Here is a 24762-nt window from a genome sequence, read left to right as displayed (position 1 = left end):
GGCCCCCGGCCCCTGGCCCCCGGCCCCTGGCCCCCGGCCCCTGGCCCCCGGCCCCTGGCCCCCGGCCCCCGGCCCCCGGCCCCCGGCCCCGGCCAGGCGGGTCCCGGCCCCTGGCCCCCGGCCTCGGTCAGGCGGCCCCTGGCCCCCGGCAGGCAGGCCCGGCCCCCGGCTCCGGTGGGCGGTCCGGGGCAGAATGTCGGGCATGCCTTCGTCTTCGTCGCCCGCCTCGCCCGCGTCGCCCGCTTCCCCCGCGCAGCCCCTGACGGTCGGGTTCGACCTCGACATGACCCTCATCGACTCCCGCCCCGGCATCAAGGCCGCCTACGAGGCGCTCTCCGCCGCCACCGGCACCTTCATCGACGCCGAGCTGGCCATCACCCGCCTCGGCCCGCCGCTGGAGCAGGAGCTCGCGCACTGGTTCCCCGACGAGCGGATCGAGGAGGTGGGCGAGGCCTACCGCGCGCTGTACCCGGAGTACGCGATAGCCCCGACCCTCGCCATGCCCGGCGCCCGTGAGGCCGTCGCCGCGGTGCGGGCGGCCGGCGGGCGCGCGGTCGTGGTGACGGCCAAGCACGAGCCGAACGCCAAGCTGCACGTGGCCCACCTGGGCATCGAGGCCGACGCGGTCGTCGGCTGGCTGTGGGCCGAGGCCAAGGCGGAGGCGCTGCGCGAGTACGGCGCATCGGTGTACGTCGGGGACCACACGGGCGACGTGCGCGGCGCGCGCACGGCGGGCGCGCTGTCCGTGGCGGTCGCGACGGGACCCTGTGACGCGGAAGAGCTGCGTTCGGCGGGGGCCGATGTGGTGCTGAACGACCTGACCGCGTTTCCGCAGTGGCTGGCGGGCCATCTGGAGGGGTGACCTCGCCCAGGACCGCTAGGGCTCTCGGGGCACGCGCCGCTGCGCCCTGATCGAGCGCAGCAGGCCCGCCGCGGCCAGCGCGAAGCCGACGCCCATCAGCATGCACACGAAGTACGCGACCGAGGGCAGCGGGTGCAGGCCCAGGAACAGGGGGGCGACGGTGATGAGGGTGGCCACCGCGCCCACGCCGAAGACGATCACGCCCAGGCGCACCAGCCGGTCGCCGGGCAGGGGCGCCTCCGGGCGGTGGCCGGGGGAAGCGCCGTGCGGGGTTTCATTGCTCACCGCACCAGGGTAGGTCCGAGCAGAGCGCGCGTAGGAACCACCACCCGGAACCACCCGGGTACGTCTTGTCACCAGGCTCCGGACCATTAGCCTTGGTGGTGGCGGGTCTTACGACCCGCTGTAGTGCTATCCAGAGCAGTTTTTACGTGCTTTTCCGACGAGTGACGAGGACGAGGACAGACGTGCCTACCGGCAAGGTCAAGTGGTTCAACAGCGAGAAGGGCTTCGGCTTTCTCTCCCGTGACGACGGCGGCGACGTCTTCGTGCACTCCTCCGTACTCCCGGAAGGTGTGGACTCGCTCAAGCCGGGGCAGCGCGTCGAGTTCGGCGTCGTGGCCGGTAACCGTGGTGACCAGGCACTTTCTGTGACGGTACTGGAGACGCCGTCCGTCGCGGCCGCCCAGCGCCGCAAGCCCGACGAGCTCGCCTCGATCGTCCAGGACCTGACCACCCTGTTGGAGAACGTGACGCAGCAGCTCGAGCGCGGGCGCTACCCCGACAAGGCCCAGGGCCACAAGATCGCGGGCATGCTGCGGGCGGTGGCCGACCAGCTCGACGTCTAGGCGCCCCGGCTCGGCGTCCAGGCGCCGGTCAGGCTGTCCGGGTCCCGGGCACCTTCCGGACACCACCACCATCCAGACACCGTTTCAGACGAACTCCAGCTTCAGACGAACTCCAGTGCGTCGTGGCCGAGGGGCGGCACCAGCCCCTCGGCCGCCGCGCGTGTGAGCAGCCCGCGCACCGCCGCGTAGCCGTCCTCGCCCAGATCGGCGGTGAATTCGTTCACGTAGAGCCCGATGTGCTGGTCGGCGACGGCCGGGTCCATCTCCTGGGCGTGCTCCAGGACGTAGTCGCGCGAGGCCGCCGGGTCGTCCCAGGCCGACCGTACGGACGTACGGATGGCCTCGGCCACGGCCCGCAGCCGCTCGGCGCCCAGCGACCGCTTCGCGACGATCGCGCCGAGCGGGATCGGCAGGCCGGTGGTCAGCTCCCAGTGCTCGCCCATGTCGGCCAGGCGGTGCAGGCCGTAGTTCTGGTAGGTGAAGCGGGCTTCGTGGATGACGAGACCGGCGTCCACCCGGCCGTCCCGCACGGCGGGCATGATCTGGTCGAACGGCAGCACGATGACCCGGCCCACCCCGCCCGGCACCTCGCCGGCCGCCCACAGCCGGAAGAGCAGGTACGCCGTCGAGCGGTCGCTCGGCACGGCGACCGTCTTGCCCGCGAGGTCCTTGGCCCGCCCCGGCTCCTTGGTGAGCACCAGCGGGCCGCAGCCGCGCCCGAGCGCCCCGCCGCAGGGCACCAGCGCGTAGTCGCGCAGGATCCACGGCAGGACGGCGTACGACACCTTCAGCAGATCGCGCTCGCCGCGCTCCGCCATGCCGTTGGTGATGTCGATGTCGGCGAACGTGACGTCGATCGCGGGCGCGTCCGGGACGCGGCCGTGGGCCCAGGCGTGGAAGACGAAGGTGTCGTTGGGGCACGGCGAGTACGCGATGCTCAGCGGCTGGTGTGTGTTGGGCTGTGGCGCGCTCGGCCGGCGCGGGGCCGCCTGGGGTGCGGTCGGCTCGTGGTCGGTCGGTGACGGCTGCGGCGTCATGTGCTGGGTCCCTTCCAGGTGGCGAGGGCGGGCGGGAGGTCGCGGAAGGCGCCCGCCAGGGCGTCGAGCGCCTCGCCGATCCGCCAGGCGGCGCGGTCGCGCGGGCCGACGGTGTTGGAGATCGCCCGCACCTCCAGGACGGGCACGCCGTGCGCGGCGGCCGCCTCCGCCACCCCGAAGCCCTCCATCGCCTCGGCGGCGGCGCGCGGGTGGCGCCGCAGCAGCTCCGTGGCGCGCCCGGCGCTGCCGGTCACGGTCGAGACGGTGAGCACCGCGCCGCGCGCCGCGCCCGCCGCCTCGGCGACGGCCCGCACGAGCGCGGGCGGCGGGAGGTGCTCGACGGTCCCGAAGCCGAGGTCGGTGACGGCGGCGAAGCCGTCGGGCGTCTCGGCGCCCAGGTCTGCGGCGACGATCTCCTCGGCGACGACGACGGTGCCGAGCGGCGCCGGCGTGAAGCCGCCGCCGATTCCGGCTGAGACGACGAGCCCGTACGGCGCGGCCCCGGGCCCGGCGGCCCCGGGCCCGGCTGTGCCGAGCTCGGCGGCGGTCAGGGCCGTGGCGGTGGCCGCCGCGGCGGCGGCCGGGCCGACCCCGGCGGCCAGCACGTCCAGGGTGAGCGGGGGCCGTACGACCCGGTGCAGCGTCCGCCCGCCGGGCACGGAGACCTCGGCCGCCTCCGGCGCGTCGGCCGACTCGGCCGCCGCCGCGCGTACGCCACGTACCACCGCGTCCCGCTCGGCGGGTACGGCGGTGACGACGAGTACGCGCATCAGCGGCTCCCGGCTCTCCCTGCTGCGGTGCGGCCGCGGTGGGCGGCCGTCTCGGTCAGGCGTCGGACGTGAGGAGCCCGACGTCAGGGGTTCGACGTCAGGGGCCCGACGTCAGGGGTTCGACGACACGGCGGGCCCGACGTCAGGCGTCGGGTGTCAGGCGTCCCGGGTGAGCTTTATCGGCCAGGCGCCCTTGATGCCGTTCCCCTCGCCGGTCTCCACGACCACGAGCGTCACGCTGTCGAGCGTGGTGGTCTGGCCGGTCTGCGGGTTCCGCTGCTCGAAGAGCGTGTCGCTGTCGAGGCTGCGGTAGGTCTTGTTGGTCTGGCCGTTCACGACGCCCTGGGCCTCGCTGATCACGACCCAGCCCGAGTCGGCGATCTTCGGGTCCACGCCGACGCGGACCTTCTCACCGGGGCTGACCGACAGCGACTGCTCGGGCTTCCTGCTGAGGCACGCCGCGACCTGCTTCTCGGACTTGGCGACGATCTCGCCCTTCTTGTAGCAGTCCTTGGCGGCCTCGGTCGTCACGGTCTTGGAACCGACCGTGACCGTCGCCAGCGGGGTCGGCTTGTCGCAGGCGGAGAGGGTGGCGACGAGCCCGAGGGACACGGCACAGGCGGCGGTGGCGGCGCGGCGGCCCTTGCCCCTGGAAAACAGCGCAGCGGTCATGCGGGCAGGCTATCGGGCCGTTTTGATCGCCCTGCGCGGGGGTGTGCCGCTCGTGCCGTTCAGGCCACTCGTGCCGTTCAGGCCACGCGCGGCCGTGCCGCCCCATGGCGGGCGGCTGCCAGCAGGCCTCGCAGGCTTGCCGCCGTGCCCACGGCGATCATCGCGGCGGCGGCGGACATGCCCAGCGCGCCGTTGAGCGGGAGGAGGATGCCCACCGCACCGCCGACGACCCACGCCAGTTGCAGCGTGGTCTCCGAGCGGGAGAAGGCGGAGGTACGGACCTGCTCGGGCACATCGCGCTGGATCACCGCGTCCAGCGACTGCTTGCCCAGGGCCAGCGAGATCCCGGCGGTCGCGGCCACGGCGGCGACCATGACGGCGCTGTAGAGGGCGGCCGATGCGGCGATCACCCCCAGGGCCGAGGTCAGCACCACCGCGATGATCCGCTCCGGCCCGCGCGTCCGCAGCATGGCGCCGATCGCCGTGCCCAGCGCGTTGCCGCCGCCCGCCGCGACCGCGACCACGCCGAGCGAGATCTCCGGGCCCAGCCCGCCCAGCGGGTGCTCGCGCAGCAGGAAGGCGAGGAAGAAGGTCAGGAAGCCGGACAGCGCCTTCAGCGAGGAGCCCGCCTCCAGGGCGTGCAGCACGGACGGGCTGACCTTGCGCAGCCCCACGCGGCGCGGCGCCGCGTCTGCGGGCTCTGGGGGCTCTGTGGGCTTTACGGGCTCTTTGGGCTCTGGGGGATCGGTGGTCCCGGAGGCGGGCCCGGCTTCCCCCGATTCCCCCGATTCCCCCGATGCCCCCGATTCCCCCGGGGCAGGCCGGTGCGCGTGCTTGGGCAGGTGCAGATGGCGCTCGCCCGACGTGAGCTGCACCCTGCCCTCGCCCTTCGCCGAGTCCACCTTGTGCGGGAGCGTGAAGGAGAGGAAGCCGCCCCCGACGAACACCGCGAACGCCCCGTACAGCGGCCAGGTCGGGCCGAGCTGGTGCAGCCCGGCCCCGACGGGGGCCGCCAGGCCGGTCGCCAGGAGCCCGGCGAGGGTGACCCGGGAGTTGGCCTTGACGAGAGAGAAGCGGGGTGGCAGCAGCCGGGGCACGACGGCGGACCGTACGACGCCGTAGGCCTTGGAGGCCACCAGCACGCCCAGCGCCGCCGGGTACAGCTCGAGGCCGCCGCCCACGACCGCGCCCGCCATCGTCAGCGCGAGCACCGCGCGGGCGAGCATGGCGCTCGCCATCGCGGCGCGGCGGCCGTGCGGGAGGCGGTCGAGCAGCGGGCCGACGACGGGGGCCAGAAGGGTGAAGGGGGCCATGGTGATGGCCAGGTAGAGGGCGACGCGGCCGCGTGCCTCGTCGGTCGGTACGGAGAAGAAGACGGTGGAGGCGAGGGCGACGGTGATCAGCATGTCGCCCGCGGAGTTCACGGCGTGCAGTTCGATCAGCTTGCCGAGGCCGGATTCGCCGGCGCCCTGCGCGTGGGTGGCCCGGCGGATGCCTCTGCCGGTCGCGGTGAAGGGGAGGTGCAGTGCCCGGCCGATGCGACGGCCCGACCGTCGGATCGGGCCGTCGCCGATGAACCGCGTGACGTCCACCCGACCATGGTGCAGGGAAGTCGGCCGGTATGTGAGGCCCCGACCGCCATCCGGAACTACACATTCCCCTTTGGTGGCCCGGGGGCGAGTTCTTCCGGAGCCTCCTTCCGGGCCCGTGCACCGGGTCCCGCCGGAGGGGCCGACCCCAGGGTGCCCCCAGTTGTCCCCAGGTTGTCCAGGGACAGGGGTGGGGTTGGATGGGCCGGACAGGGTAGCGTGCGTTACGCGCCACCGACGGTCGTTCTTGGCCACGCGCCGAGTCACCATCCCGCAGAATGGGACGTACAAGGTGCGCCCGAGGCCGGATCGGGCGCGGACGTCGACGCGGTCCCCTGGTCCGCTCCGTCCGCGATCCCGTGTCCCGGCCGTACGGCTGGCGCACTCGTCAAACGGCTGCGACGGCGTGGAAGAGAGAATCGATCCTGTGAGTGCTGCGATGCGAAGCCGTACCCCCGACCGTCTGTGCGCCGAGGCGGTCGAACTCGCGCGTGAGGCGGCCGCGGAAGCCGCCCGTCCGGGCACGGTCGGCGAGTACGTGCGCGCCGTCGCCGACGCGGACCGCGTCGTCACCCACCTCTTCGAATGCCAGGAGCCGGGTTACCGGGGCTGGCGCTGGGCGGTGACCGTCACCCGCGCCTCCCGCGCGAAGGTCGTCACCGTCGACGAGACGGTGCTGCTGCCCGGCCCGGACGCGCTGCTGGCCCCCGAGTGGGTGCCCTGGAGTGAGCGGCTGCGCCCCGGCGACCTGGGCCCGGGCGATCTGCTCCCCAGCGAGGCCGAGGACCTGCGGCTTGAGCCCGGCTACTCGGGCGAGGACAGCCCGCCGCCGAACTCCGCCGTCTCGGAGGAAATGCAGCAGCTCGCGGCGGTCGAGGACGCCGATGTGACGGCGGGCCCGCCCGCCGCGCAGGAGACCCCGCCCGCGGCCGGGAGCATCGCGGCGGTCGCCGAGGAACTGGGCATGCGGCGGGCCCGCGTGCTGTCCCGCTACGGGCTGCATGTTGCGGCGGACCGCTGGGACGAGGCGTTCGGCGCCAAGACGCCGATGGCGCAGGCCGCCCCCGCGTCCTGCGTGACCTGCGGCTTCATGATGCCGATCGCGGGGTCGCTGCGGCAGGCGTTCGGGGTGTGCGCCAACGAGTTCAGCCCGGCGGACGGGCGGGTGGTGTCCCTGGCGTACGGCTGCGGGGCGCACTCGGAGGCCGCCGTCATGCCGAAGCCGCCGCGCCCGGCGCCGCCGGTGATCGACGAGACGGTCGTCGAGCCGCTGCCGCTGCGGGGGCCGGCGGAGCGCACCGGTGGGTCCGTGGAGCCCGACGCGCCGGCGGAGGAGCTCGGCCACTCCTGAGGCCGCTCCCGGGCCCGCACCGGGCCGGCTCCGGGCCCGCACCGGGCCCGCCCCGGGCCCGCTCCCGAGGCAGTTCCCCAGCCCGTTCCCGCGCCCGTTCCTGAGGGCGTTCCTCGCGCCCGTCCCTGATGGCGGGTGCGAGTGCGTTGGCGCGCCTGCGCCTGCCGTTCGTACGGGGTGCGGGAGGCGCGCCCGTCCCCGCCCGCGCGCGACGCAGGATGGTAGATGAGGGCGGCGCGAGCGTGGCAGCGCAGTGACGGTACGTTCGGCGGCAGCAGTGGGGAAGGCGGGCCGCGGGGGAACTCGATGGCGTGGGCCGCGTTCTCCGCGGCAGACCCAGACGGACCAGACGGACCGGATGGACCCAGACGGACCCAGACGGACCCAGACCAGGACCCCGGAGGCGACACGTGAGCAGCACGGCGATGGTGCAAGGCGCGACGGAGGACGCGGACCCGTTCGGGACCGCGCGGCTGCGGCGCGCCGTGCTGGACGCCTGGGCCGCGTCGCCCGCGAGGTTCCGGGAGGACGCCAACGCCGAGATGGACCTCGTGCTGGGCGGCCACCGGGACCGCCTCGTGGTCGAGCTGGCGCAGAACGCCTCGGACGCCGCGGCCCGGGCCGGGGTGCCCGGCCGGCTGCGGCTGACCCTGCACCCGGCGTCGGACGGCGAGCCCGCCGTGTTGGCGGTCGCCAACACCGGGGCGCCGCTGGACGCGGCCGGCGTGGAGTCGCTGTCCACGCTGCGGGCGTCCGCGAAGCGGGACACCGCCGGGTGGGACGAGCCGGGCGCCGTGGTCGGCCGGTTCGGGGTCGGCTTCGCGGCGGTGCTCGCTGTCAGCGACGAGCCCGCGGTCGTGGGCCGCTCGGGCGGGGTGCGCTGGTCGCTGGTGGAGGCGCGTGAGCTGGCGTACCGCGCGGCCGGGGCGAGCCCCGGCCTCGGGGACGAACTGCGCCGCCGCGACGGGCTCGTGCCGCTGCTGCGCCTGCCGCTGCCGGCGGAGGGCAGCGCGCCGGAGGGCTACGACACGGTCGTCGTGCTGCCGCTGCGCGACGGCGCCGCGCTGGACGTGGTGGAGCGGCTGCTGGACGGCATCGACGACGCGTTGCTGATCACGCTGCCGGGGCTGACGGAGATCGTGGTCGAGACGCCCGAGGGCGTACGGACGGTGCGGCGCCGCAAAGAGGGTCCGTACACGGTCATCGAGGACAGCAGCGCCGTGGACGGGGCCCGCCGGTGGCGGACCGAGACCGCGGGCGGCCCGCTGGACGCCGCGCTGCTGGCCGACCGCCCGGTGGAGGAGCGGCTGCGGCCGGTGTGGTCGGTGACCTGGGCGGTGCCGGTGGACGCGGAGGGCGCGCCGGTGCGGCCCGACACGGCCCCGGTGGTGCATGCGCCGACGCCGACGGACGAGCTTCTGGGCGTGCCCGCGCTGCTCATCGCCTCCTTCCCGCTGGAGCCGACCCGCCGTCACATCTCGCCCGGTCCGCTGAGGGACTTCCTGGTGGAGCGCGCGGCCGAGGCGTACGCGGCGCTGCTGCGCGACTGGCACCCGGTCGGGGTGGGGACGATCGACCTGGTCCCCGGCCCGCTGGGCAGGAGTGAGCTGGACGGTGAGCTGCGGCGGCGGATCCTGGAGCTGCTGCCGCGCGTGCCGTTCCTGCCGAGCGCCGCGACCCCGGCGGGCGGCGAGGTCCCGGCGGGCGCCGAGACGGGCTCGACGGACGCGCTGGGGCCGGACGCCGCGCCGGGGCCGGACGCCGCGCGGGGCGGGCCCAGGAATCCGGGCGGCGGCGCGCCGGCCGTGGAGTCGGGCCCGGCGACGTGGGACGACGACATCCTCGGCGACGTCCTCGTGGGCGGCTCCGGCAGCGAGCCGTACGCGCTGCGGCCCCGGGACGCGGAGATGCTGGAGGGCGCGGGCGCCGACACCGTGCGGGTGCTGGCCGAGCTGTTCCCGACCCTGCTGCCCGCCGGTCTGGAGCGGCGCCAGGAGCTGCGGGCGCTGGGCGTGGCGCGGGTGCCGCTCGGCGAGGTGATCGACCGGCTCGCGGGCGTCGAGCGCGCCCCGGCGTGGTGGCGGCGGCTGTACGACTCGCTGGGCGGCACCGACCCGGACCGGCTCAGCGGGCTTCCGGTGCCGCTGGCGGACGGGCGGACGACGATCGGGCCCCGGCAGGTGCTGCTGCCGCTGCCGGGCGAGGAGGCGGACGGCGACGACCGGCACCGCACCCTGGCCCGGCTGGGCCTGAAGGTCGCTCACCCGGACGCCGCCCACCCGCTGCTGGAGAAGCTCGGCGCGACCCCGGCGACCCCGCGCGCCGTGCTGACCACGCCTCAGGTGCGGGCCGCCGTCGCCCACTCGCTGGACGCGGAGGACGAGTACGACCCGTTCGCGGAGGACACGGGCGCGCCCACCGCCGCGCTCGACCCCGACACGCTCGCCGAGACCGTCCTCGGCCTGGTCCAGCAGGCCCGGCTCGCGCCCGGCGACGAGCCGTGGCTGGGCGCGCTGGCGCTGCCGGACGAGGAGGGGGAGCCCGCCCCCGCCGGGGAGCTGGTCTTCCCGGGGAGCGCCTTCGAGCAGGTGATGCGGGAGGGCGAGCTGCCCGCGTGCGACGCGGAGCTCGCCGAGCGGTGGGGCGAGGAGACGCTGGCGGCGGTCGGCGTGCTGGCCGACTTCACGCTGGTGCGGGCCACCGACGTGGTCCTGGACCCGGACGAGCTGGAGCCGCGCGAAGGGGACTTCGCCGAGCCCGATGACGTGGGGCTGCTGGACGCGGTCGACGTGTGGTGCGAGGACGTCCTTGACCGGCTGCCGGAGACCCCGGTGCCCCCGGTGGCCACCGAGATCGTCGCCGTACGGGACCTGGACCTGGTCGACGACGACGCCTGGCCGAGGGCGCTGGCCATGCTGGCGCGGCCGCCGCTGCGCGACGCGCTCACCGCGCCGGTGCGGGTGCTGCTGCCGGACGGCACGACGGAGTCGGTGCGCTCGTACACCGCCTGGTGGCTGCGCGGCCACCCGGTGCTCGACGGGCGCCGGCCCGCCGGGCTGCGCGCGGCCGGGGGCGATCCGCTGCTGGCCGGCCTGTACGAGCCGGTGGACGCGGCCGGGTTCGAGGACGAGCAGGTGCTGCGCGCGCTGGGGGTGCGGACCTCGGTGGCCGCGCTGCTGGACGAGCCGGGCGGGGCGGCGGAGCTGCTGGCGCGGCTGGCCGACGAGGACCGCCCGGTGACGCCCGCCCAGCTGCACGCCCTCTACGGGCTGCTGGCCGATCTGGACCCCGAGCAGGTGACGCTGCCGGACGAGCTGCGCGCCGTGGTGGACGGCGAGCCGCGCGTGGTGGACGCGGCGGACGCGCTGGTCGCGGACGCGCCGGACCTGATGCCGCTGGCCGAGGCGGACGGGCGGGCGCTGCTGCCGGTGCGCCCGGCGCGGGCGGCGGACGTGGCGGAGCTGTTCCAGGTGCGGCGGCTGAGCGAGGCGTACCCGGCCCCGGTCGTCTCGCAGGGCGAGCCCCACGAGGTCCCGGCGGCGGTGCGCGAGCTGCTGCCGGGCGCCCCGCTGTCGTACGTCGAGCACGAGGAGCTGCTGGTCGAGGGCGGCGCGGAACTCGACGGGCGCGCCGAGTTGGATTGGCGATACGTGGACGGCACGCTGCACGCCTCGACCCTGGAGGGCGTGGCGGCGGGGCTGGCCTGGGCGGCGGGCCAGTGGGCGCGCCGCTTCGAGGTGGCGGCCCTGCTGGAGGACCTGACCCGCACCGAGGAACTGGCCCGCGCCCGCTGGTTCGACTGATCGCGGTTCGGCTGACGGCGGTTCGACTGACAGCGGTTCGGCGCACGGCCGAACCGAAGTGAAGGAGGTGCGGGCGGTGCCGCCTGCTTATGCGATCGAGGTCGGCAGCGAGCCGCTGGACCGGCCGGCGCGGAATTCGGTGGGCGGCCGGCCCTTCCTTGACGAGGGCCAGGAGTGGCCGGAGTGCTTCTGCGGCGAGCGGATGGCGCTGTTCTTCCAGCTCGACGTGCCCCAGGACGTGGAGCCCTTCGGCGGGGACCACCTGCTGGTCTTCCACTGCCGCGCGCACAACGACGCGTCCGAGCCCCAGTTGACCGGCGACGGCCGGCTGGTACCCCGCTACTGGGACGCCCCGCAGCCGCCCTACCCGGGTCCGTTCTGGCGCGTGCTGCTCCAGCGGCACGCCGTCCTGCCGGCGGCGGAGACCGAGCCGTCCGTGATCCCCCTGCCGCTGACGCTGCGGCCGTTCGCGGACACCCCCGAGGGGACCCAGGGCTTCAAGGTGGGCGGCACCCCGTCCTGGGCGCAGGATCCCGAGTGCTACCGGTGCGCGTGCGGGGCCGACCTGGTGTATGTCTGCCAGGTGCCGGAGGGCATGGAGTTCGCCGTCCATCCGGGGCAGCCGGAACAGGCCTACAGCATCCGCGCCGAGGCGTACTGGCTCTTCCTCGGCAACGAGGTCTATGTGCTGGCGTGCCCGGACCACTGCGATCCGGCGGCGGCCTGGCCGGTCAACCAGAACTGACCCCGACCCCGACCCCGACCCCGACCCCGAACCTGACCGCTCGCTACCCCTTGCGCGCCACGCCCGCGTAGATCCACAGGTTCGTCTTCTCGGCCTCCGCCCGCTCCCGCTCGCTCTCCGGCTTCCAGCGGTGCGGCATCACCACGCCGGGCTCGACGAGCTCGAGACCGTCGAAGAAGGCCGTGACCTGGTCGAGGGTGCGCCCCTGTACGTGGATGCCGCTCGACCGGTAGAGGTCGGTGACCGCGTCGGAGAGGCCGGGGCGGGGGTCGAGCCCGCCGTGGGAGAGCACGAGGTAGCTGCCCGGCGCCAGGGGGGCCAGCAGCCGCTGGACGATGTCGTACGGCTGCTGGTCGTCGCCGATGAAGTGCATGAGCGCGTTGAGGGACAGCGCGATCGGCTCGCTGAGATCCAGCGTGGCGTGCAGCTCGTCGGCGGCGAGGATGGCCTCGGGGTCCGTGACGTCGGCGTGGATGTAGGCGGTGCGCCCCTCGGGGCTGGAGAGCATCAGCGTCTGGGCGTGGGCCAGGACGATGGGGTCGTTGTCGGCGTACACGACCCGGGAGGCGGGGGCCGCCTGCTGGACCACCTGGTGCAGATTGGGCTCGGTGGGGATGCCGGTGCCTATGTCGAGGAACTGCCGGATGCCCGCCTCGGTGGCCAGCCAGCGGGTGGCGCGGTGCATGAAGGCCCGGTTGGCGCGGGTCCACGGGATGACGTCGGGCCAGACGGCCTCGACCCGCTCGGCGGCCCGGGCGTCGACGGAATAGTGGGTCTTCCCGCCGAGGAAATAGTCGTACATGCGAGCCGAGTGCGGCTTGCTGGTGTCGATTTGGTCCGCGCGGAAGCCATGGCCGGTCATGAAAAACACATTACTGGGCGGTTGGCGCTCAGAGGTGAGCAATCGTCATACCCAGAATGAAACGTGGAGTCACCGAAACCATTGTGAACAGATGGTGAAGATCGTACAGTTGTTCCCTCCTGGCTCCGCCGCCCCATGTTCAGCGGCCGAGCCCTCTCATTCATCCTGTGGGGGACAGATGCGCAAGAGCGCTACCTTCGCCGTGCTCGCAGCCGCCGTCGCACTGGGCGGGCTGGCGGCCCCGGCCGCCCAGGCGGACGGCTACGGTGACACGGAAATCAAGAGCGTGGTCGTGAACGGCACCGGCAAGGTCGCCGTCGGCACGTCGGCCGCCAAGACCTTCACGGTGAAGGTGACCGCGTCGGACGACTCGGGCATCAAGGCCGCCGACCTCTACCTGGACGGGCCGTCGTACGGCTTTCTGCAGCCGACCAAGAAGGTCAGCTGTGTCGCCTCGAACGCCACCACCTCGACCTGCACCGGCACCTTCACCGTCGACCCGGACGTCGACTTCTTCGACAACTCCCCGGCCGGTACCTGGTACGTCTCCGCGTGGGTGGACGCCAACGACGGCGACTACTTCACCACCGACAAGGCCGGCTCCTTCGCCATGCAGCGGTACTCCAAGCTGACGGTCAACGCCTCGCCCGAGCCGGTGAAGAAGGGCAGGACCATCACCGTGACCGGCGCGCTGACCCGCGCCAACTGGGAGACCGGCGCCTACGCGGGCTACACCAACCAGTCCGTCAAGCTCCAGTTCCGCAAGAAGAACAGCGACACCTACACCACGCTCAAGACGGTGACCTCCGCCAGCCGCGGGGCGCTGAAGACGACCGTCACCGCCAAGGAAGACGGCTATTTCCGCTGGAACTTCGCGGGCACCTCCACCACGCCGGCGGTCAAGGCGGGCGGGGACTTCGTCGACGTCCAGTAGTGATCAGCCGGTGACCGGGATCGCTGAGTGACCAGGGTTCCTCAGCGATCTCTCAGTGATCAGTCGGTGATCATGGCTCGCGGGAGCGGCGGATGGCCGCCTCGCGGGCGCGGACGTACCAGATGCCCAGCAGGCCGAGGCCGCCGCCGGCCAGGCAGGTCCACAGCCACCACAGATGGCCGTGGTCGTCGTACCAGCCGTAGAAGGGCAGCTGTACGAGGAAGAGGACGAACCACACGATCGTGCCGCCGGTGATCGTGGCCACGACGTTGCCCTCGAGGGGTGCCGGGGCCTCGTGCCTGGGGGTCCACTTCGTCATGTGCACAGCTTACGGCCCTGGGTGCCCGCCACCCGGGGCCGTTCGCCTGCCCGCCGGCTGTCGTGACTACGGTCCGAAACCGTCCGGCTACATGGGGGGATTGGCGTTTTATTCTTCATGTATTCATACTGAAACGGTCCGGGTCTGACTGGATTGTCTCGTGTGATCATCCAAACGACCCGTTGGTTGTCTTCACACCTCTGAGGTACTTCATGTCCCCCTCGGCCTCCGCGCCGGCCGACGCCCGGCAGCAGGCACCGGCACCCTCCAAGAACGGCCTGGACAGGTTCTTCCGGATCAGCGAGCGGGGGTCCTCCGTCTCCCGGGAGATCCGCGGCGGTCTGGCGACCTTCTTCGCGATGGCGTACATCATCGTGCTGAACCCGATCATCCTCGGGGCAGGCGAGGACAAGTACCACCATCACCTGGACAACGGCCAGCTCGTCACCGCCACCGCCCTGATGGCGGGCCTGACCACCGTGCTCATGGGGGTCATCGGCAACGTCCCGATCGCGCTCGCCGCCGGCCTCGGCATCAACGCCGTGGTCTCGCTCCAGCTCGCGCCCAACATGAGCTGGCCGGACGCCATGGGCATGGTGGTCCTCGCGGGCCTCGTGCTGATGATCCTGGTCGCCTCCGGGCTGCGGCAGCGGGTGATGGACGCGATCCCGGGCGGGCTGCGCCGCGCCATCGCGATCGGCATCGGGCTGTTCATCACCCTGATCGGCCTGGTCGACTCGGGCTTCGTCACCCGCAACCCGGACAAGGCCGCCACCACCGTGCCGATGGGCCTGGGCATCGAGGGCAAGCTGCAGGGCTGGCCGGTGCTGATCTTCGTGGCCGGGCTCGCGCTCACCTTCGTCCTGGTTGTCCGCAAGACGCGCGGCGCGATCCTGCTCGGCATGGTGACCATGACGGTCGTCGCGGTGGTGATCAACGCGGTGGCCGACATCCCGGACGCGAACTGGGGGCTGACCGTCCCCAACCTCCCGGACAAGGTGGTCGACACCCCCGACTTCGGCCTGATCGGTCATGTCAGCCTCTTCGGCGGCTTCCATGAGGTCGGCATCCTCACCGGCTGTCTGTTCGTCTTCACCGTGCTGTTGTCCGGCTTCTTCGACGCCATGGGCACGATCATCGGCGTCGGCGAGGAGGCCGGGCTCACCGACGAGAAGGGCCAGCTCCCGGGCATGGGCCGGATCCTGATGGTGGACGGCGTCGCGGTCGCCGGCGGCGGCTTCGGCTCGGCCTCGGCCAACACCTGCTTCGTGGAGTCCACGGCGGGCGTCGGCGAGGGCGCCCGCACCGGCCTTGCCAACGTGGTGACCGGCGGGCTCTTCCTGCTCGCGCTGGTCTTCACCCCGCTGGCCAAGATCGTCCCGTCCCAGGCGGCGACCCCCGCGCTGGTCGTCGTGGGCTTCCTGATCATGGCGGCGAACGTCAAGGAGATCGACTGGAGCGACTTCACGATCGCGGTCCCGGCCTTCCTGGCCATGATCTCGATGCCGTTCACCTACAGCATCACCAACGGGATCGGCCTCGGCGTGCTGTCGTACCTGCTGCTGCGCATCGCGACCCGGCGGATGCGGGAGGTGCCCTGGCTGCTCAGCGCGGTCGGGCTGTGCTTCCTCGTCTACTTCCTGCTGCACCCGATCCAGCAGGCGCTCGGCTCCGGCTGAGCCTCCTCGAGACCCTCGCGCACGGGCGCCCGGGCCGTATGGTCCGGGCGCCCTTGTCGCTTGCCCTGCGTCACGCTCCGCAGCGGTTCCCCCTCATATGGGTGAAAATGAAATTGGGCCGTAACGCGGATCTTCATTAGACGAGGTAATGAGTTATGCTAAAGACCATGCCGGATCTGTCCCATGGCGGCGACGCGGACACCGCCGCTGTGAACGCGCTGAGGTCCGCCGTGATGCGTCTGTCACGACGGCTCAAACACCAGCGTGTCGACGAGTCGCTCAGCCCCACCGAGATGTCCGTGCTGGGCACCCTGGCCCAGTGCGGCTCCGCCACCCCGGGCGAGCTGGCCCGCAAGGAGCACGTCCAGCCGCCCTCGATGACCCGCATCGTGGCGCTGCTGGAGGCCAAGGGACTGGTCAGGCTGGAGCCGCATCCGGAGGACAGGCGGCAGAAGGTCGTCTCGCAGACCGAGCGGGCAGAGGCCATGCTCGAGGAGAGCCGCCGCCGGCGGAACGCATGGCTGGCCGAGCTGGTCGGCGGACTGACCGAGGAGGAGTGGGCCGCGCTCCGCGCCGCCGCGCCCGTCCTGGAGAAGCTCGCGCACATGTGAGGAAACGAGCCGCCTAGGAGGCGAACGCACTTTGAGTACGGGACCCGGAACACATTCCGCACCCGCACCTGACGCCGACCCCGTGACCACCCCCGCTGGTGACCCCGCAGCCGGGCGTCCCAGGGGCGGGACCTTCAGCTCCCTGAGGGTCCGCAACTACCGGCTGTTCGCCACGGGTGCCGTGATATCGAACACCGGCACCTGGATGTCACGCATCGCCCAGGACTGGCTCGTCCTCAGCCTCACCGGCTCCTCCACCGCGGTCGGCATCACCACCGCGCTGCAGTTCCTCCCCATGCTGCTCTTCGGCCTGTACGGGGGCGTCATCGCCGACCGCTGCCCCAAGCGCGGGCTGCTGATGCTGACCCAGGGCGCGCTCGGGCTGTGCGGGCTCGCGCTCGCCGCGCTCACCCTCAGCGGCCAGGTGCAGGTCTGGCACGTCTATGTGATCGCCTTCCTGCTCGGCATGGTCACCGTCGTCGACAACCCCACGCGGCAGGCGTTCGTCGTCGAGATGGTCGGCCCCCGGGACCTTCGCAACGCGGTCAGCCTGAACTCCGCGAACTTCCAGTCCGCCCGCCTCGTCGGCCCCGCCGTCGCCGGTGTGCTGATCACCGCCGTCGGCAGCGGCTGGGCGTTCCTGCTCAACGGGCTCTCCTTCGGCGCCCCGCTCATCGGCCTGCTCATGATGCGCCCCGGCGAGCTGCACAAGGTCGAGCGCGCGCCGCGCGGCAAGGGACAGCTCCGCGAAGGGCTGCGCTATGTCGCCGGGCGCCCCGACCTCATCTGGCCCATCGTGCTCGTCGGCTTCATCGGCACCTTCGGCTTCAACTTCCCCATCTGGCTCAGCGCCTTCGCCGACGGCGTCTTCCACGCCGGTCCGGGCACCTACGGCCTGCTCAACACGCTGATCGCGGTCGGCTCGGTGACCGGCGCGCTGCTCGCCGCCCGGCGGACCGCGACACGGCAGCGGCTGCTGATCGGCGCGGCGCTGATGTTCGGCCTGCTGGAGATCGCGGCGGCGCTGGCCCCGGAGTTCTGGCTCTTCGCGGCCCTCATGGTGCCGATCGGGATCTTCTCCCTGACCTTCAACGTGACGGCGAACTCCAATGTGCAGCTGGCGACCGACCCCGCGATGCGCGGGCGCGTGATGAGCCTGTTCATGATGGTCTTCGTCGGCGGCACCCCGCTCGGCGGCCCGCTGGTCGGCTGGCTGACCGACACCTACGGCGCCCGCGTCGGCTTCGCGGCCGGCGGACTGGTGTCCGCGGCCGCCGCGGTGGCGGTCGGCCTGATCCTCGTACGGGCCGGGGGCCTGCGGGTGAAGGTGGATCTGCGGCCGGGGCGCCGGCACCTCGCCTTCGTCCCGCGCGCGCCGGAGGACGCGCAGGACAAGCCGCTGCCCGCGGCGGTCTGAACAGCCCCACCGGCCCTGAGCGGCCCCCGGCCCCTGACGCCCCACCGGCCCTGGGCAGCCCCCCGGCCCTGAAGCCCCACCGGCCCTGGGCAGCCCCCCGGCCCTGGGCAGCCCCACCGGCGGGGCGGGCGGCCGCGCGGGACCGGGTGGCCGGTGGCGCGGGACCGGGCGGCGCTGGGCCAGACTGGGCGGGTGAGACTCTTCGCCGCCGTACTGCCGCCCGACCCGGCCGTCGCCGAGCTCGCCGCCCGCGTGGGGGCGCTGCGCAGGCTCCCGGGCGCGGACGGGCTGCGCTGGACCGAGCGCGCGGGCTGGCACTTCACCCTCGCCTTCTTCGGCCAGGTCGACGAGAGCGTGCTGCCCGCGCTGCACGAGCGGCTGGCCCGGGCGGCCCACCGCCACCCGCCCCACGAGGTCCGGCTCGCGGGCGGCGGCCGCTTCGCCGACAAGGTGGTGTGGGCCGGCGTCGAGGGCGACCGGGCCACCCTGGGCCACCTGGCCGACTCCGCCGAGGCCGGGGCCCGGCGGGCCGGGGTGGCCATGGAGCGGCACCGCCGCCCCTACCACCCGCATCTCACCCTCGCGCGCTGCCGCGGCGGCGCGGACCTGAGGCCGTATGTGGACGGGCTCGCGGATTTCGAGGGCAGCGCGTGGACGGTGGCCGAGCTGAGCCTGGTGCGCAGCCACCCGCCGGCCCCGGGGGTCCCGGGCGCGCAGCCGCGCTACGAGGTGGTGGCCGCCTGGCCGCTGGGACACTGAGCGACCCCGTTACGCTCAAGGCGTGGATCCCAAGACCAGGAATCTGATCATGAGCGGTGCGCTCGTGCTGGTGCTCGTCGTCGTCGCCCTGGCGGCCGCGTTCGGCTGAGGCCGAGGCCGAGGCCCCGGGCCGGACCGCCGCCGCCAGGGCCGGTGAGCCGTCAGGCTCACCGGCTGACTGCCCCATCGGCTACCGGCTCACCGGCTGCCGCTACCGGCTCACCGGTTCACCAGGCGAACGCCTCGGGCGACGGACCCGTGCCCGGGAAGATCTCCTCCAGCGCGGTCAGCAGCTCCTCGCCCAAGGTCAGCTCGGCGGCGCGGAGCGCGGACGAAAGCTGCTCGGCGGTGCGCGGGCCGACGATCGGGCCGGTCACCCCCGGGCGGGTGAGCAGCCAGGCCAGGGCCACCTCGCCGGGCTCGAGGCCGTGCTGGTCGAGCAGGTCCTCGTACCGCTGGACCTGGGCCCGCACCGCGCTGTCCTTCAGCGCGTCGGCGGTGCGCCCGGACGTGCTGCGCGCCCCGCCGCCCTCGCGCTCCTTGCGCAGCGCCCCGCCCAGCAGCCCGCCGTGCAGCGGCGACCAGGGGATCACGCCGAGGCCGTACTCCTGCGCGGCCGGGATGACCTCCATCTCGGCGCGCCGCTCGAACAGGTTGTACAGGCACTGCTCGCTGACCAGCCCCAGCGAGCCACGGCGGCGCGCGGCCTCGTTGGCCTGGGCGATGTGCCAGCCGGCGTGGTTGGAGGAGCCCACATAGAGGATCTTGCCCTGCTGCACCAGGACGTCGATGGCCTGCCAGATCTCGTCCCACGGCGTCGAGCGGTCGATGTGGTGGAACTGGTACAGGTCGATGTGGTCGGTGCGGAGCCGCTTGAGGCTGGCGTCGACCGCGCGGCGGATGTTGAGCGCGGACAGCTTGTCCTCATTGGGCCAGGGCTGCCCCTCGGCGCCCATGTTGCCGTAGACCTTGGTCGCCAGGACCGTCTTCTCGCGCCGACCGCCGCCCTGCGCGAACCAGCTCCCGATGATCTCCTCGGTGCGGCCCTTGTTCTCGCCCCAGCCGTAGACGTTGGCGGTGTCGAAGAAGTTGACGCCCGCGTCGAGCGCGGCGTCCATGATCGCGTGGCTGTCGGCCTCGTCGGTCTGGGGGCCGAAGTTCATGGTGCCGAGGACCACCCGGCTGACCTTGAGTCCCGTACGTCCGAGCTGCGTGTACTCCATGACGGTCTAGCCAAGCTCTTCGAGTGCGCTCGAATCAAGGGCCGGCTACGGGCGACTACTGCCGGCGGGGGTTGATCTCGGTCAGGTCGATGTCGATGGTGAAAGGAACACCGACCTTCAGCAGGTCACGATAGATGCCGGTCGGGACGTATGCCTTGGTAGCGGGCTCCAGTTCGAAGACATAGACCACCGGCAGGCCCCCGTCCGACTCCACCCGCCAGAAGTGCGGGATCCCCGCCGCAGCGTACTTGCGGGGCTTGGTGTCCCGGTCGCGGGCCTCGGACTCGGGCGACACCACCTCGACCGCGAGGACGACGTCCTTCGGTTGGAAAGTGGTCTGACCAGGCCCCGTGTCTGCCTCGGCTTTGGCGACCAGCAGATCCGGTTCCGGGCGATTTTTCGGCCCGAGGGTGATCGTCATTTCCCGGATGACATCCAGTTCCGGCGGCGCGGCTTGGACGAGGTAGTTCTCCAGCAGACGCATGGCACGCATGTGGAATCGAGTCTGCGGACTCACGAAAACGAGGCTCCCGTCGATCAGCTCCGTGTGCGGAGGCAGGTCCGGGAGCTGGTCCAGGTGGTCCGCGACGTAGCCATCCGCAGGCGGACACGGCCACTGCGCGGGCTCGTCGTGTACGTGGGATACGTGGAACTCGGGCGCGGCGCTCATCAACAGTGCTCCCATGGGGCAGATCCTCACCGACCTCACCAGCCTACTCAGCGGATTTACCCATATGCCCCCCTTATGAGGGAAGCGTCCACAGGTGTTGACGAGGGCTGGGGAGGCCCCCAGGTCAGGGCCAGGTAACTTCCCCGTCCGCGACCGACACCGGCGCGAAAGTGTGCTCCTCGTAGAAGCGCACATGGCACTGGAAGGCGAGCGGGTCCACCGCCCGCTCGCGGAGCCACACCAGCAGCTCGCCCAAGCGGTCGCATTCGTCGGGGTGGAACTCCTGGCGGGAGGTGAGGGCCCAGCCGCCGCGCCGCCCCGGTTCGAGGGCCGACAGCAGTACCCCGCCGGTGCGGTAGGCGGGGCCCCTGGCAGCGAGGACGGGGTACGGCTCGTACGCCGTCAGCCAGTTGCCGTGCTCGTCCTGCTCGGGCTCGCCGTCGTCGCCGATCAGCGGCTCGGCGTAGTCGGTCACGAGGGAGAGGGCGGCGGGCCGGGGAGCGAGGCCCAGGTGCCAGCGGAGTTCGGATATCTCGGCGTCCGAGAGGGTGTCGGGGAGATCCACCGACAGGATCAGGTCATAGACATCGGCCACGCCGGGATCATAGCTCCCGGGTTCTTTGGGAAATAACCCGGCAAGGCGGCCCGGGAAATCCGAATGCCCGCATTCCCGGCCGGGTGCGGTCGAAAAGCGGGCTCTCGGATTCGTTCGCTGAATTCTTGCCGACCGGATTTCTTATCGGCCGGCGCGGGACTTCAGGAAGCCGAGCACGCCGAAGATCACGGTCAGCGCGGCGCCGATCAGGACCATGTAGAGGCCGGGGCCCGCGGAGACGTCGGCCATCTTCACGACCGCCTCGGCGGCCTTTTCGGCCTCGGCCGCGGACGCCCCTTCGTCGCTCTCCAGCTTCTGGGCGACCAGGCGCGCCGGGTCCGCCATGTTGATCACCGCGAAGACCACGGTGACCAGCGACAGGATCGCGCCGCCCAGGTAGAACGGCGCCTTCCTGGTGATCATGGCGCCGACCATGACCAGCGCGGCGACGATGGAGACGATCAGCGTGATCACGCCGTCGCCGTCCATGCCCTTGATGCCCCCTGTGTCGTCTCCGGAGCCGCCGACCACCCAGTTGACGAAGGAGCAGGCCAGGGCGAGAACCGCGCCGATGATCGCAACGATCGGGAATGCCTTGGGTACTCCGGAGTCCGCCGGAGCGCCCCCCGGGTGCATGGGCGGCGCGGTTTGTGCGTAAGAAGAACCACCGTATTCGCTCATGGGGTAAGACCGTAGGCGGGTCGTATTCTTCGATGCAACGCCACGGTCCGCTTTGCCGCCAATGACCGATAAATTTCGGGAAATTAATCTCCGGATCAGTTGAAATAATCGAGAGATTGTGAATTCATGTGCAGGGCTGGTGCAGGCCGTCCGCCCATTCGTTATCTGCCCGTTCTCGGCGAAGTCAATCAGACGGGTGTAGCCGCCCCGGGCCCGCCCCTGGCCGGCCGCCGACCCCCGCGGGCCGCGCCCGGAGGGCGGCCCGGATGGCAGTCTTGGCCCCATGCGTTCGCTTCCGTCCGTCCTCGGCGCCGCCGCCCTGGTGGCTCTGCCCGCCGCCGCCCCGGCCGCCGCCGACGACCACACGTCGCCGTCCTCGTTCACGATCGAGGACTCCCGGATCACCGAGTCCAGCGGCCTGGCGGCCAGCCGCGCCCACCCGGGCGTCTACTGGACGCACAACGACAGCGACGACGGCCCGTACGTCTACGCCGTCGACAGCAAGACCGGACGGACGGTCGCGACCGTCACGATGCGCGGCGTCGGCAGCCCGCGCGATGTGGAGGCCATCTCGGTCGGGCCGGACGGCAATGTCTACGTCGGCGACATCGGCGACAACCTCGGCGGGACCTGGTCGCATGTGTGGATCTACCGGTTCCCCGAGCCGAAGAAGCTGCGGAACACCACGGTCACCGCGACGCAGTTCACCGTGAAATACGAGGACGGCCCGCGCAACGCCGAGGCGATGATGATCGAGCCGAAGACCGGCCGGGCCTATATCGCGAGCAAGAGCCAGGAAGACGGCGGGCTCTACGCCGGGCCGAAGACGCTGTCCGCCTCCGGGGTCAACATTTTCCGGCGGGTCGCCGACATCGACATGGAGGTGACGGACGGGGCCTTCGCCCCGGACGCCAGCAGACTCGTGCTCCGCGGCTACTTCAACGTCGCGGAGTACCGCTGGCGCGGGGACAAGCCGGAGCGGCTCGAGGAGGAGCCGGATCTGCCGCTGCAGCGGCAGGGCGAGTCGGTCACCTTCACCCCCGACGGCGGCACGCTGATGTACGGCACGGAGGGCCCCGGCAGCAAGGTGAACGCGGTGAAGCTGGGCGGGGAGCTGCTGCCGGACGCGACGGCGAAGGAGCAGGAGAAGAACGGCGGCGGGGACCCGTCGGGCCGGGACGAGGCGTCCAAGGAGGAGAAGGACCGCAATCTCTTCAAGGGCGCGCTGACCTTCGCCGTCGCGGCGGCCCTGTTCTTCGGTCTGCGCTCGGTCCTGCGCCGCCGCCGCTGAGGTCGCTCGCCGCTGAGGTCGCTCGCTGAATGAGGTTCCTCGCCGGCCTTCGTGTCACGGCCTGAGGTTCACCGCTCGGCGGCGGTCTCGCGGGCGCGGTTCGCGATGAACGCCCCGATGCCGTCCAGCAGGTTCTTCAGGCCGAACTCGAAGGCGTCCTCGCCCCGCCCGGAGAAGGCGTCCTCGCCGAGCGCCGCCTGCATCGGGAATCTGCCGCTGGCGAGCGCCTTCTCCAGCGCGGGCGTGTGCGCCTTCCAGAACTCCTCGTCGCTCACGCCCGTGCGCTTCTCGGCCATCGCCGAGTTCAGATGGGTGCGGGCGATGCCGGTGGCGAACCCCTCGACGGTCACGATGACATGGATCCGCTCGCGGTCGGTGAGGCCCAGCCCGTCCAGGCCGCGCAGCGCGAACTCCAGCCCCGCCATGGCGTTCGGCCCGAGGATGGGGCGTGCCTGGTCGACCTGGAGCAGCCAGGGGTGCCGCTCGTACAGCTGCCAGGAGCCGCGGGCCACCATCTCCAGCGTCTCGCGCCAGCCCAGGTCCGGGGCGTGGGCGTCCGGGTCGAAGGCCTGCACCTGATCGAGCATCAGGTCCAGCAGCTCGGCCTTGCCGGGGACGTAGCGGTACAGCGACATGGTGCCGGCACCCAGCTCGGCCGACAGCCGCCGCATGGAGACGGCGGCGAGCCCCTCCGCGTCGGCGACGGCGATGGCGGCCGTCACGATCCGCTCCAGGGTCAGCCCGGGTTTCGGCCCGCGGCTGGGTCGCTCGCCGGTGCCCCACAGGAGTTCGAGACTGCGGGAGATGTCTCCGCCGCCGCTGTGTTCGGTCGTGGTCATCGCGCCGCTCATCCTACGCCGCCGCCGGAAAACCGAGTACGGCGTACCCAAGAACTGAGTACGCTGTACCCGAATGTGAGTACGGTGTACTCAGATGGGTCTCCTCAGTGGCCGTCGCGGCCACCGACCGACATGGGGGTTTCACATGGATACGGCACACGCGGCGCGATGGGCGGTCCGCACCGAGGGGCTGCGGAAGCGATACGGACGAAAATCCGCGCTCGACGGCTTCGACCTGGCCGTCGGGCACGGCACCGTCCAAGGGCTGCTCGGCCCCAACGGCGCGGGCAAGACGACGGCCGTACGGATCCTGGCCACGCTGGCCCGGCCGAGCGGCGGCCGGGCGACCGTCGCCGGGTTCGACGTGACCCGGCAGCCCCGCGAGGTGCGCCGCCGGATCGGGCTGGCCGGCCAGTACGCGGCGGTGGCCGAGATGCTGACCGGGCGGCAGAACCTGGTGATGTTCGGCCGCCTCTTCCACCTGGACAAGGCGCGGGCCGCGCGGCGGGCCGACGAACTGCTGAGCGCGTTCGGGTTGAGCGAGGCCGCCGGCACGGTGGCCAAGGAGTACAGCGGCGGCATGCGGCGCCGGCTCGACCTGGCCGCGAGCATGATCCTCGCCCCGACGGTGCTGTTCCTCGACGAGCCGACGACCGGCCTCGACCCCCGCGCCCGCAACGAGGTGTGGGAGGCGGTCCGCTCGCTGGTCGCGGGCGGTACGACCGTGCTGCTGACCACCCAGTACCTCGACGAGGCCGACCAGCTCGCGGACCGCGTCGCCGTGATCGACCGGGGGCGGAAGATCGCCGACGACGCGCCGGCCCAGCTCAAGCGGGCGATCGGCGGGGACCGGATCGAGGTGGTGGTGCGGGAGACCGCCGATCTGCCGGCCGCGGTCGAGGCCGTGGCGCGCGTGATGGACGAAGGCGCGGGGCAGGGCGCGGCGCGGGGCGGCGGCCAGGGCGCGGAGCCCGCCGGGCCGGAGGTCGACCGGGAGGACCGGCGGGTGACGGCCCCGGTGCGCGACCGGGTCGCGGCGCTCACCGAGGTCGCGCGGACCCTCCAGGAACGGGGCGTGGCCGTCGAGGACATCGGGCTGCGCCGCCCGACCCTGGACGAGGTGTTCCTGCGGCTGACCGGACGCCGTACGGACGAGCCGGGCGGGCAGAACGAGCCGGGCGGGCCGGGCGGCGGGGCTGAACGGG

General features: G+C 72.7%; 24 protein-coding genes. 12 read left to right on the top strand and 12 right to left on the bottom strand.

The features are described 5' to 3' along the window. Positions 1–202 precede the first annotated feature (202 nt). Positions 203–862, top strand: coding sequence for an HAD family hydrolase (locus tag BBH68_RS10335; RefSeq protein ID WP_065960979.1), 660 nt, complete (start codon positions 203–205; stop codon positions 860–862). A gap of 15 nt (positions 863–877) precedes the next feature. Here BBH68_RS10335 and BBH68_RS10330 read toward each other — a convergent pair whose 3' ends face one another. Then, positions 878–1147 (bottom strand): hypothetical protein, encoded by a 270-nt coding sequence (locus tag BBH68_RS10330; RefSeq protein ID WP_079150906.1) that lies wholly within the window; start codon positions 1145–1147, stop codon positions 878–880. 182 nt (positions 1148–1329) lie between these two features. Between BBH68_RS10330 and BBH68_RS44005 the strand changes: the two genes are divergently transcribed. Continuing rightward, complete coding sequence (locus BBH68_RS44005; RefSeq protein ID WP_065960968.1) at positions 1330–1710, top strand: cold-shock protein; 381 nt, start codon at positions 1330–1332, stop codon at positions 1708–1710. Between the two features lie 101 nt (positions 1711–1811). On the opposite strand, the gene BBH68_RS10320 is transcribed toward BBH68_RS44005, so the two are convergent. The 4 genes from BBH68_RS10320 to BBH68_RS10305 form a co-directional block, all read right to left on the bottom strand. Beyond that, complete coding sequence (locus tag BBH68_RS10320; RefSeq protein WP_065960977.1) at positions 1812–2645, bottom strand: 1,4-dihydroxy-6-naphtoate synthase; 834 nt, start codon at positions 2643–2645, stop codon at positions 1812–1814. Positions 2646–2743: 98 nt separating this feature from the next. After that, positions 2744–3517 (bottom strand): futalosine hydrolase, encoded by a 774-nt coding sequence (locus BBH68_RS10315; RefSeq protein WP_065960967.1) that lies wholly within the window; start codon positions 3515–3517, stop codon positions 2744–2746. A 156-nt stretch (positions 3518–3673) separates the two neighbouring features. Then, positions 3674–4189: a hypothetical protein gene (locus BBH68_RS10310; RefSeq protein WP_065960966.1), complete on the bottom strand. Its 516-nt coding sequence runs from the start codon at positions 4187–4189 to the stop codon at positions 3674–3676. Between the two features lie 77 nt (positions 4190–4266). Further along, positions 4267–5781 (bottom strand): MFS transporter, encoded by a 1515-nt coding sequence (locus BBH68_RS10305; protein ID WP_065960964.1) that lies wholly within the window; start codon positions 5779–5781, stop codon positions 4267–4269. Positions 5782–6217: 436 nt separating this feature from the next. On the opposite strand from BBH68_RS10305, the gene BBH68_RS10300 reads away from it, so the two are divergent. From BBH68_RS10300 to BBH68_RS10290, 3 genes are all read left to right on the top strand, one after another. Next, on the top strand, positions 6218–7129 hold the full coding sequence (locus BBH68_RS10300) for a DUF3027 domain-containing protein (RefSeq protein ID WP_425428801.1): 912 nt from the start codon (positions 6218–6220) through the stop codon (positions 7127–7129). A 425-nt stretch (positions 7130–7554) separates the two neighbouring features. Further along, entirely contained in the window at positions 7555–10932 is a 3378-nt protein-coding gene (locus BBH68_RS10295; RefSeq protein ID WP_065960976.1) for a sacsin N-terminal ATP-binding-like domain-containing protein, read from the top strand. 76 nt (positions 10933–11008) lie between these two features. Next, complete coding sequence (locus BBH68_RS10290; protein WP_065960974.1) at positions 11009–11677, top strand: hypothetical protein; 669 nt, start codon at positions 11009–11011, stop codon at positions 11675–11677. 43 nt (positions 11678–11720) lie between these two features. On the opposite strand, the gene BBH68_RS10285 is transcribed toward BBH68_RS10290, so the two are convergent. Beyond that, positions 11721–12539, bottom strand: a complete 819-nt coding sequence (locus tag BBH68_RS10285; RefSeq protein ID WP_065960960.1) for an SAM-dependent methyltransferase — start codon at positions 12537–12539, stop codon at positions 11721–11723. Positions 12540–12717: 178 nt separating this feature from the next. Between BBH68_RS10285 and BBH68_RS10280 the strand changes: the two genes are divergently transcribed. Beyond that, complete coding sequence (locus BBH68_RS10280; protein ID WP_065960958.1) at positions 12718–13473, top strand: calcium-binding protein; 756 nt, start codon at positions 12718–12720, stop codon at positions 13471–13473. A 70-nt stretch (positions 13474–13543) separates the two neighbouring features. Here BBH68_RS10280 and BBH68_RS10275 read toward each other — a convergent pair whose 3' ends face one another. Further along, positions 13544–13792, bottom strand: coding sequence for a DUF2530 domain-containing protein (locus BBH68_RS10275; protein ID WP_065960957.1), 249 nt, complete (start codon positions 13790–13792; stop codon positions 13544–13546). A gap of 212 nt (positions 13793–14004) precedes the next feature. Here BBH68_RS10275 and BBH68_RS10270 point away from each other — a divergent pair, with 212 nt between their 5' ends. The 4 genes from BBH68_RS10270 (at position 14005) to thpR (ending at position 18258) form a co-directional block, all read left to right on the top strand. Next, positions 14005–15471, top strand: a complete 1467-nt coding sequence (locus tag BBH68_RS10270; RefSeq protein ID WP_065960955.1) for an NCS2 family permease — start codon at positions 14005–14007, stop codon at positions 15469–15471. 167 nt (positions 15472–15638) lie between these two features. Then, a complete protein-coding gene (locus tag BBH68_RS10265; protein ID WP_065960954.1) occupies positions 15639–16082 on the top strand; it encodes a MarR family winged helix-turn-helix transcriptional regulator in 444 nt (147 codons plus the stop codon). A gap of 31 nt (positions 16083–16113) precedes the next feature. Next, positions 16114–17499 carry an MFS transporter gene (locus tag BBH68_RS10260; RefSeq protein WP_065960953.1) on the top strand — a complete coding sequence of 462 codons (1386 nt, stop codon included), beginning with the start codon at positions 16114–16116 and terminating at the stop codon, positions 17497–17499. Positions 17500–17691: 192 nt separating this feature from the next. Beyond that, the gene (thpR, locus tag BBH68_RS10255; RefSeq protein WP_065960972.1) at positions 17692–18258 is read left to right on the top strand and encodes an RNA 2',3'-cyclic phosphodiesterase; all 567 of its coding nucleotides are present in this window, start codon (positions 17692–17694) and stop codon (positions 18256–18258) included. A gap of 227 nt (positions 18259–18485) precedes the next feature. Here thpR and BBH68_RS10250 read toward each other — a convergent pair whose 3' ends face one another. From BBH68_RS10250 to BBH68_RS10235, 4 genes are all read right to left on the bottom strand, one after another. Beyond that, positions 18486–19481 carry an aldo/keto reductase gene (locus BBH68_RS10250; protein ID WP_065960952.1) on the bottom strand — a complete coding sequence of 332 codons (996 nt, stop codon included), beginning with the start codon at positions 19479–19481 and terminating at the stop codon, positions 18486–18488. A 55-nt stretch (positions 19482–19536) separates the two neighbouring features. Then, the gene (locus tag BBH68_RS10245; protein ID WP_065960969.1) at positions 19537–20151 is read right to left on the bottom strand and encodes a Uma2 family endonuclease; all 615 of its coding nucleotides are present in this window, start codon (positions 20149–20151) and stop codon (positions 19537–19539) included. A 124-nt stretch (positions 20152–20275) separates the two neighbouring features. Beyond that, a complete protein-coding gene (locus BBH68_RS10240) occupies positions 20276–20746 on the bottom strand; it encodes a hypothetical protein (protein WP_065960951.1) in 471 nt (156 codons plus the stop codon). Positions 20747–20887: 141 nt separating this feature from the next. Next, the gene (locus BBH68_RS10235; RefSeq protein ID WP_245737986.1) at positions 20888–21427 is read right to left on the bottom strand and encodes a hypothetical protein; all 540 of its coding nucleotides are present in this window, start codon (positions 21425–21427) and stop codon (positions 20888–20890) included. Positions 21428–21710: 283 nt separating this feature from the next. Between BBH68_RS10235 and BBH68_RS10230 the strand changes: the two genes are divergently transcribed. Continuing rightward, on the top strand, positions 21711–22718 hold the full coding sequence (locus tag BBH68_RS10230; RefSeq protein ID WP_065960949.1) for a hypothetical protein: 1008 nt from the start codon (positions 21711–21713) through the stop codon (positions 22716–22718). Positions 22719–22786: 68 nt separating this feature from the next. On the opposite strand, the gene BBH68_RS10225 is transcribed toward BBH68_RS10230, so the two are convergent. Beyond that, positions 22787–23557 carry a TetR/AcrR family transcriptional regulator gene (locus BBH68_RS10225; RefSeq protein ID WP_065960946.1) on the bottom strand — a complete coding sequence of 257 codons (771 nt, stop codon included), beginning with the start codon at positions 23555–23557 and terminating at the stop codon, positions 22787–22789. A 145-nt stretch (positions 23558–23702) separates the two neighbouring features. On the opposite strand from BBH68_RS10225, the gene BBH68_RS10220 reads away from it, so the two are divergent. Continuing rightward, positions 23703–24762, top strand: a 1060-nt coding sequence (locus tag BBH68_RS10220; protein ID WP_065960944.1) for an ATP-binding cassette domain-containing protein, incomplete at its 3' end; no start/stop codon positions are given.

The sequence above is a fragment of the Streptomyces sparsogenes genome (assembly GCF_001704635.1).
Taxonomy (GTDB): domain Bacteria; phylum Actinomycetota; class Actinomycetes; order Streptomycetales; family Streptomycetaceae; genus Streptomyces; species Streptomyces sparsogenes.
This window is presented reverse-complemented; position numbering and strand designations above follow the sequence as displayed.

Excerpts from the sequence above, each read along its gene's own strand:
- BBH68_RS10335 (WP_065960979.1), top strand. The coding sequence starts at position 203 with ATGCCTTCGTCTTCGTCGCCCGCCTCGCCCGCGTCGCCCGCTTCCCCC.
- BBH68_RS10315 (WP_065960967.1), bottom strand. The coding sequence starts at position 3,517 with ATGCGCGTACTCGTCGTCACCGCCGTACCCGCCGAGCGGGACGCGGTG.
- BBH68_RS10310 (WP_065960966.1), bottom strand. The coding sequence starts at position 4,189 with ATGACCGCTGCGCTGTTTTCCAGGGGCAAGGGCCGCCGCGCCGCCACC.
- BBH68_RS10300 (WP_425428801.1), top strand. The coding sequence starts at position 6,218 with ATGCGAAGCCGTACCCCCGACCGTCTGTGCGCCGAGGCGGTCGAACTC.
- BBH68_RS10295 (WP_065960976.1), top strand. The coding sequence starts at position 7,555 with ATGGTGCAAGGCGCGACGGAGGACGCGGACCCGTTCGGGACCGCGCGG.
- BBH68_RS10285 (WP_065960960.1), bottom strand. The coding sequence starts at position 12,539 with ATGACCGGCCATGGCTTCCGCGCGGACCAAATCGACACCAGCAAGCCG.
- BBH68_RS10280 (WP_065960958.1), top strand. The coding sequence starts at position 12,718 with ATGCGCAAGAGCGCTACCTTCGCCGTGCTCGCAGCCGCCGTCGCACTG.
- BBH68_RS10275 (WP_065960957.1), bottom strand. The coding sequence starts at position 13,792 with ATGACGAAGTGGACCCCCAGGCACGAGGCCCCGGCACCCCTCGAGGGC.
- BBH68_RS10270 (WP_065960955.1), top strand. The coding sequence starts at position 14,005 with ATGTCCCCCTCGGCCTCCGCGCCGGCCGACGCCCGGCAGCAGGCACCG.
- BBH68_RS10265 (WP_065960954.1), top strand. The coding sequence starts at position 15,639 with ATGCCGGATCTGTCCCATGGCGGCGACGCGGACACCGCCGCTGTGAAC.
- BBH68_RS10250 (WP_065960952.1), bottom strand. The coding sequence starts at position 19,481 with ATGGAGTACACGCAGCTCGGACGTACGGGACTCAAGGTCAGCCGGGTG.
- BBH68_RS10245 (WP_065960969.1), bottom strand. The coding sequence starts at position 20,151 with ATGAGCGCCGCGCCCGAGTTCCACGTATCCCACGTACACGACGAGCCC.
- BBH68_RS10235 (WP_245737986.1), bottom strand. The coding sequence starts at position 21,427 with ATGAGCGAATACGGTGGTTCTTCTTACGCACAAACCGCGCCGCCCATG.
- BBH68_RS10230 (WP_065960949.1), top strand. The coding sequence starts at position 21,711 with ATGCGTTCGCTTCCGTCCGTCCTCGGCGCCGCCGCCCTGGTGGCTCTG.
- BBH68_RS10225 (WP_065960946.1), bottom strand. The coding sequence starts at position 23,557 with ATGACCACGACCGAACACAGCGGCGGCGGAGACATCTCCCGCAGTCTC.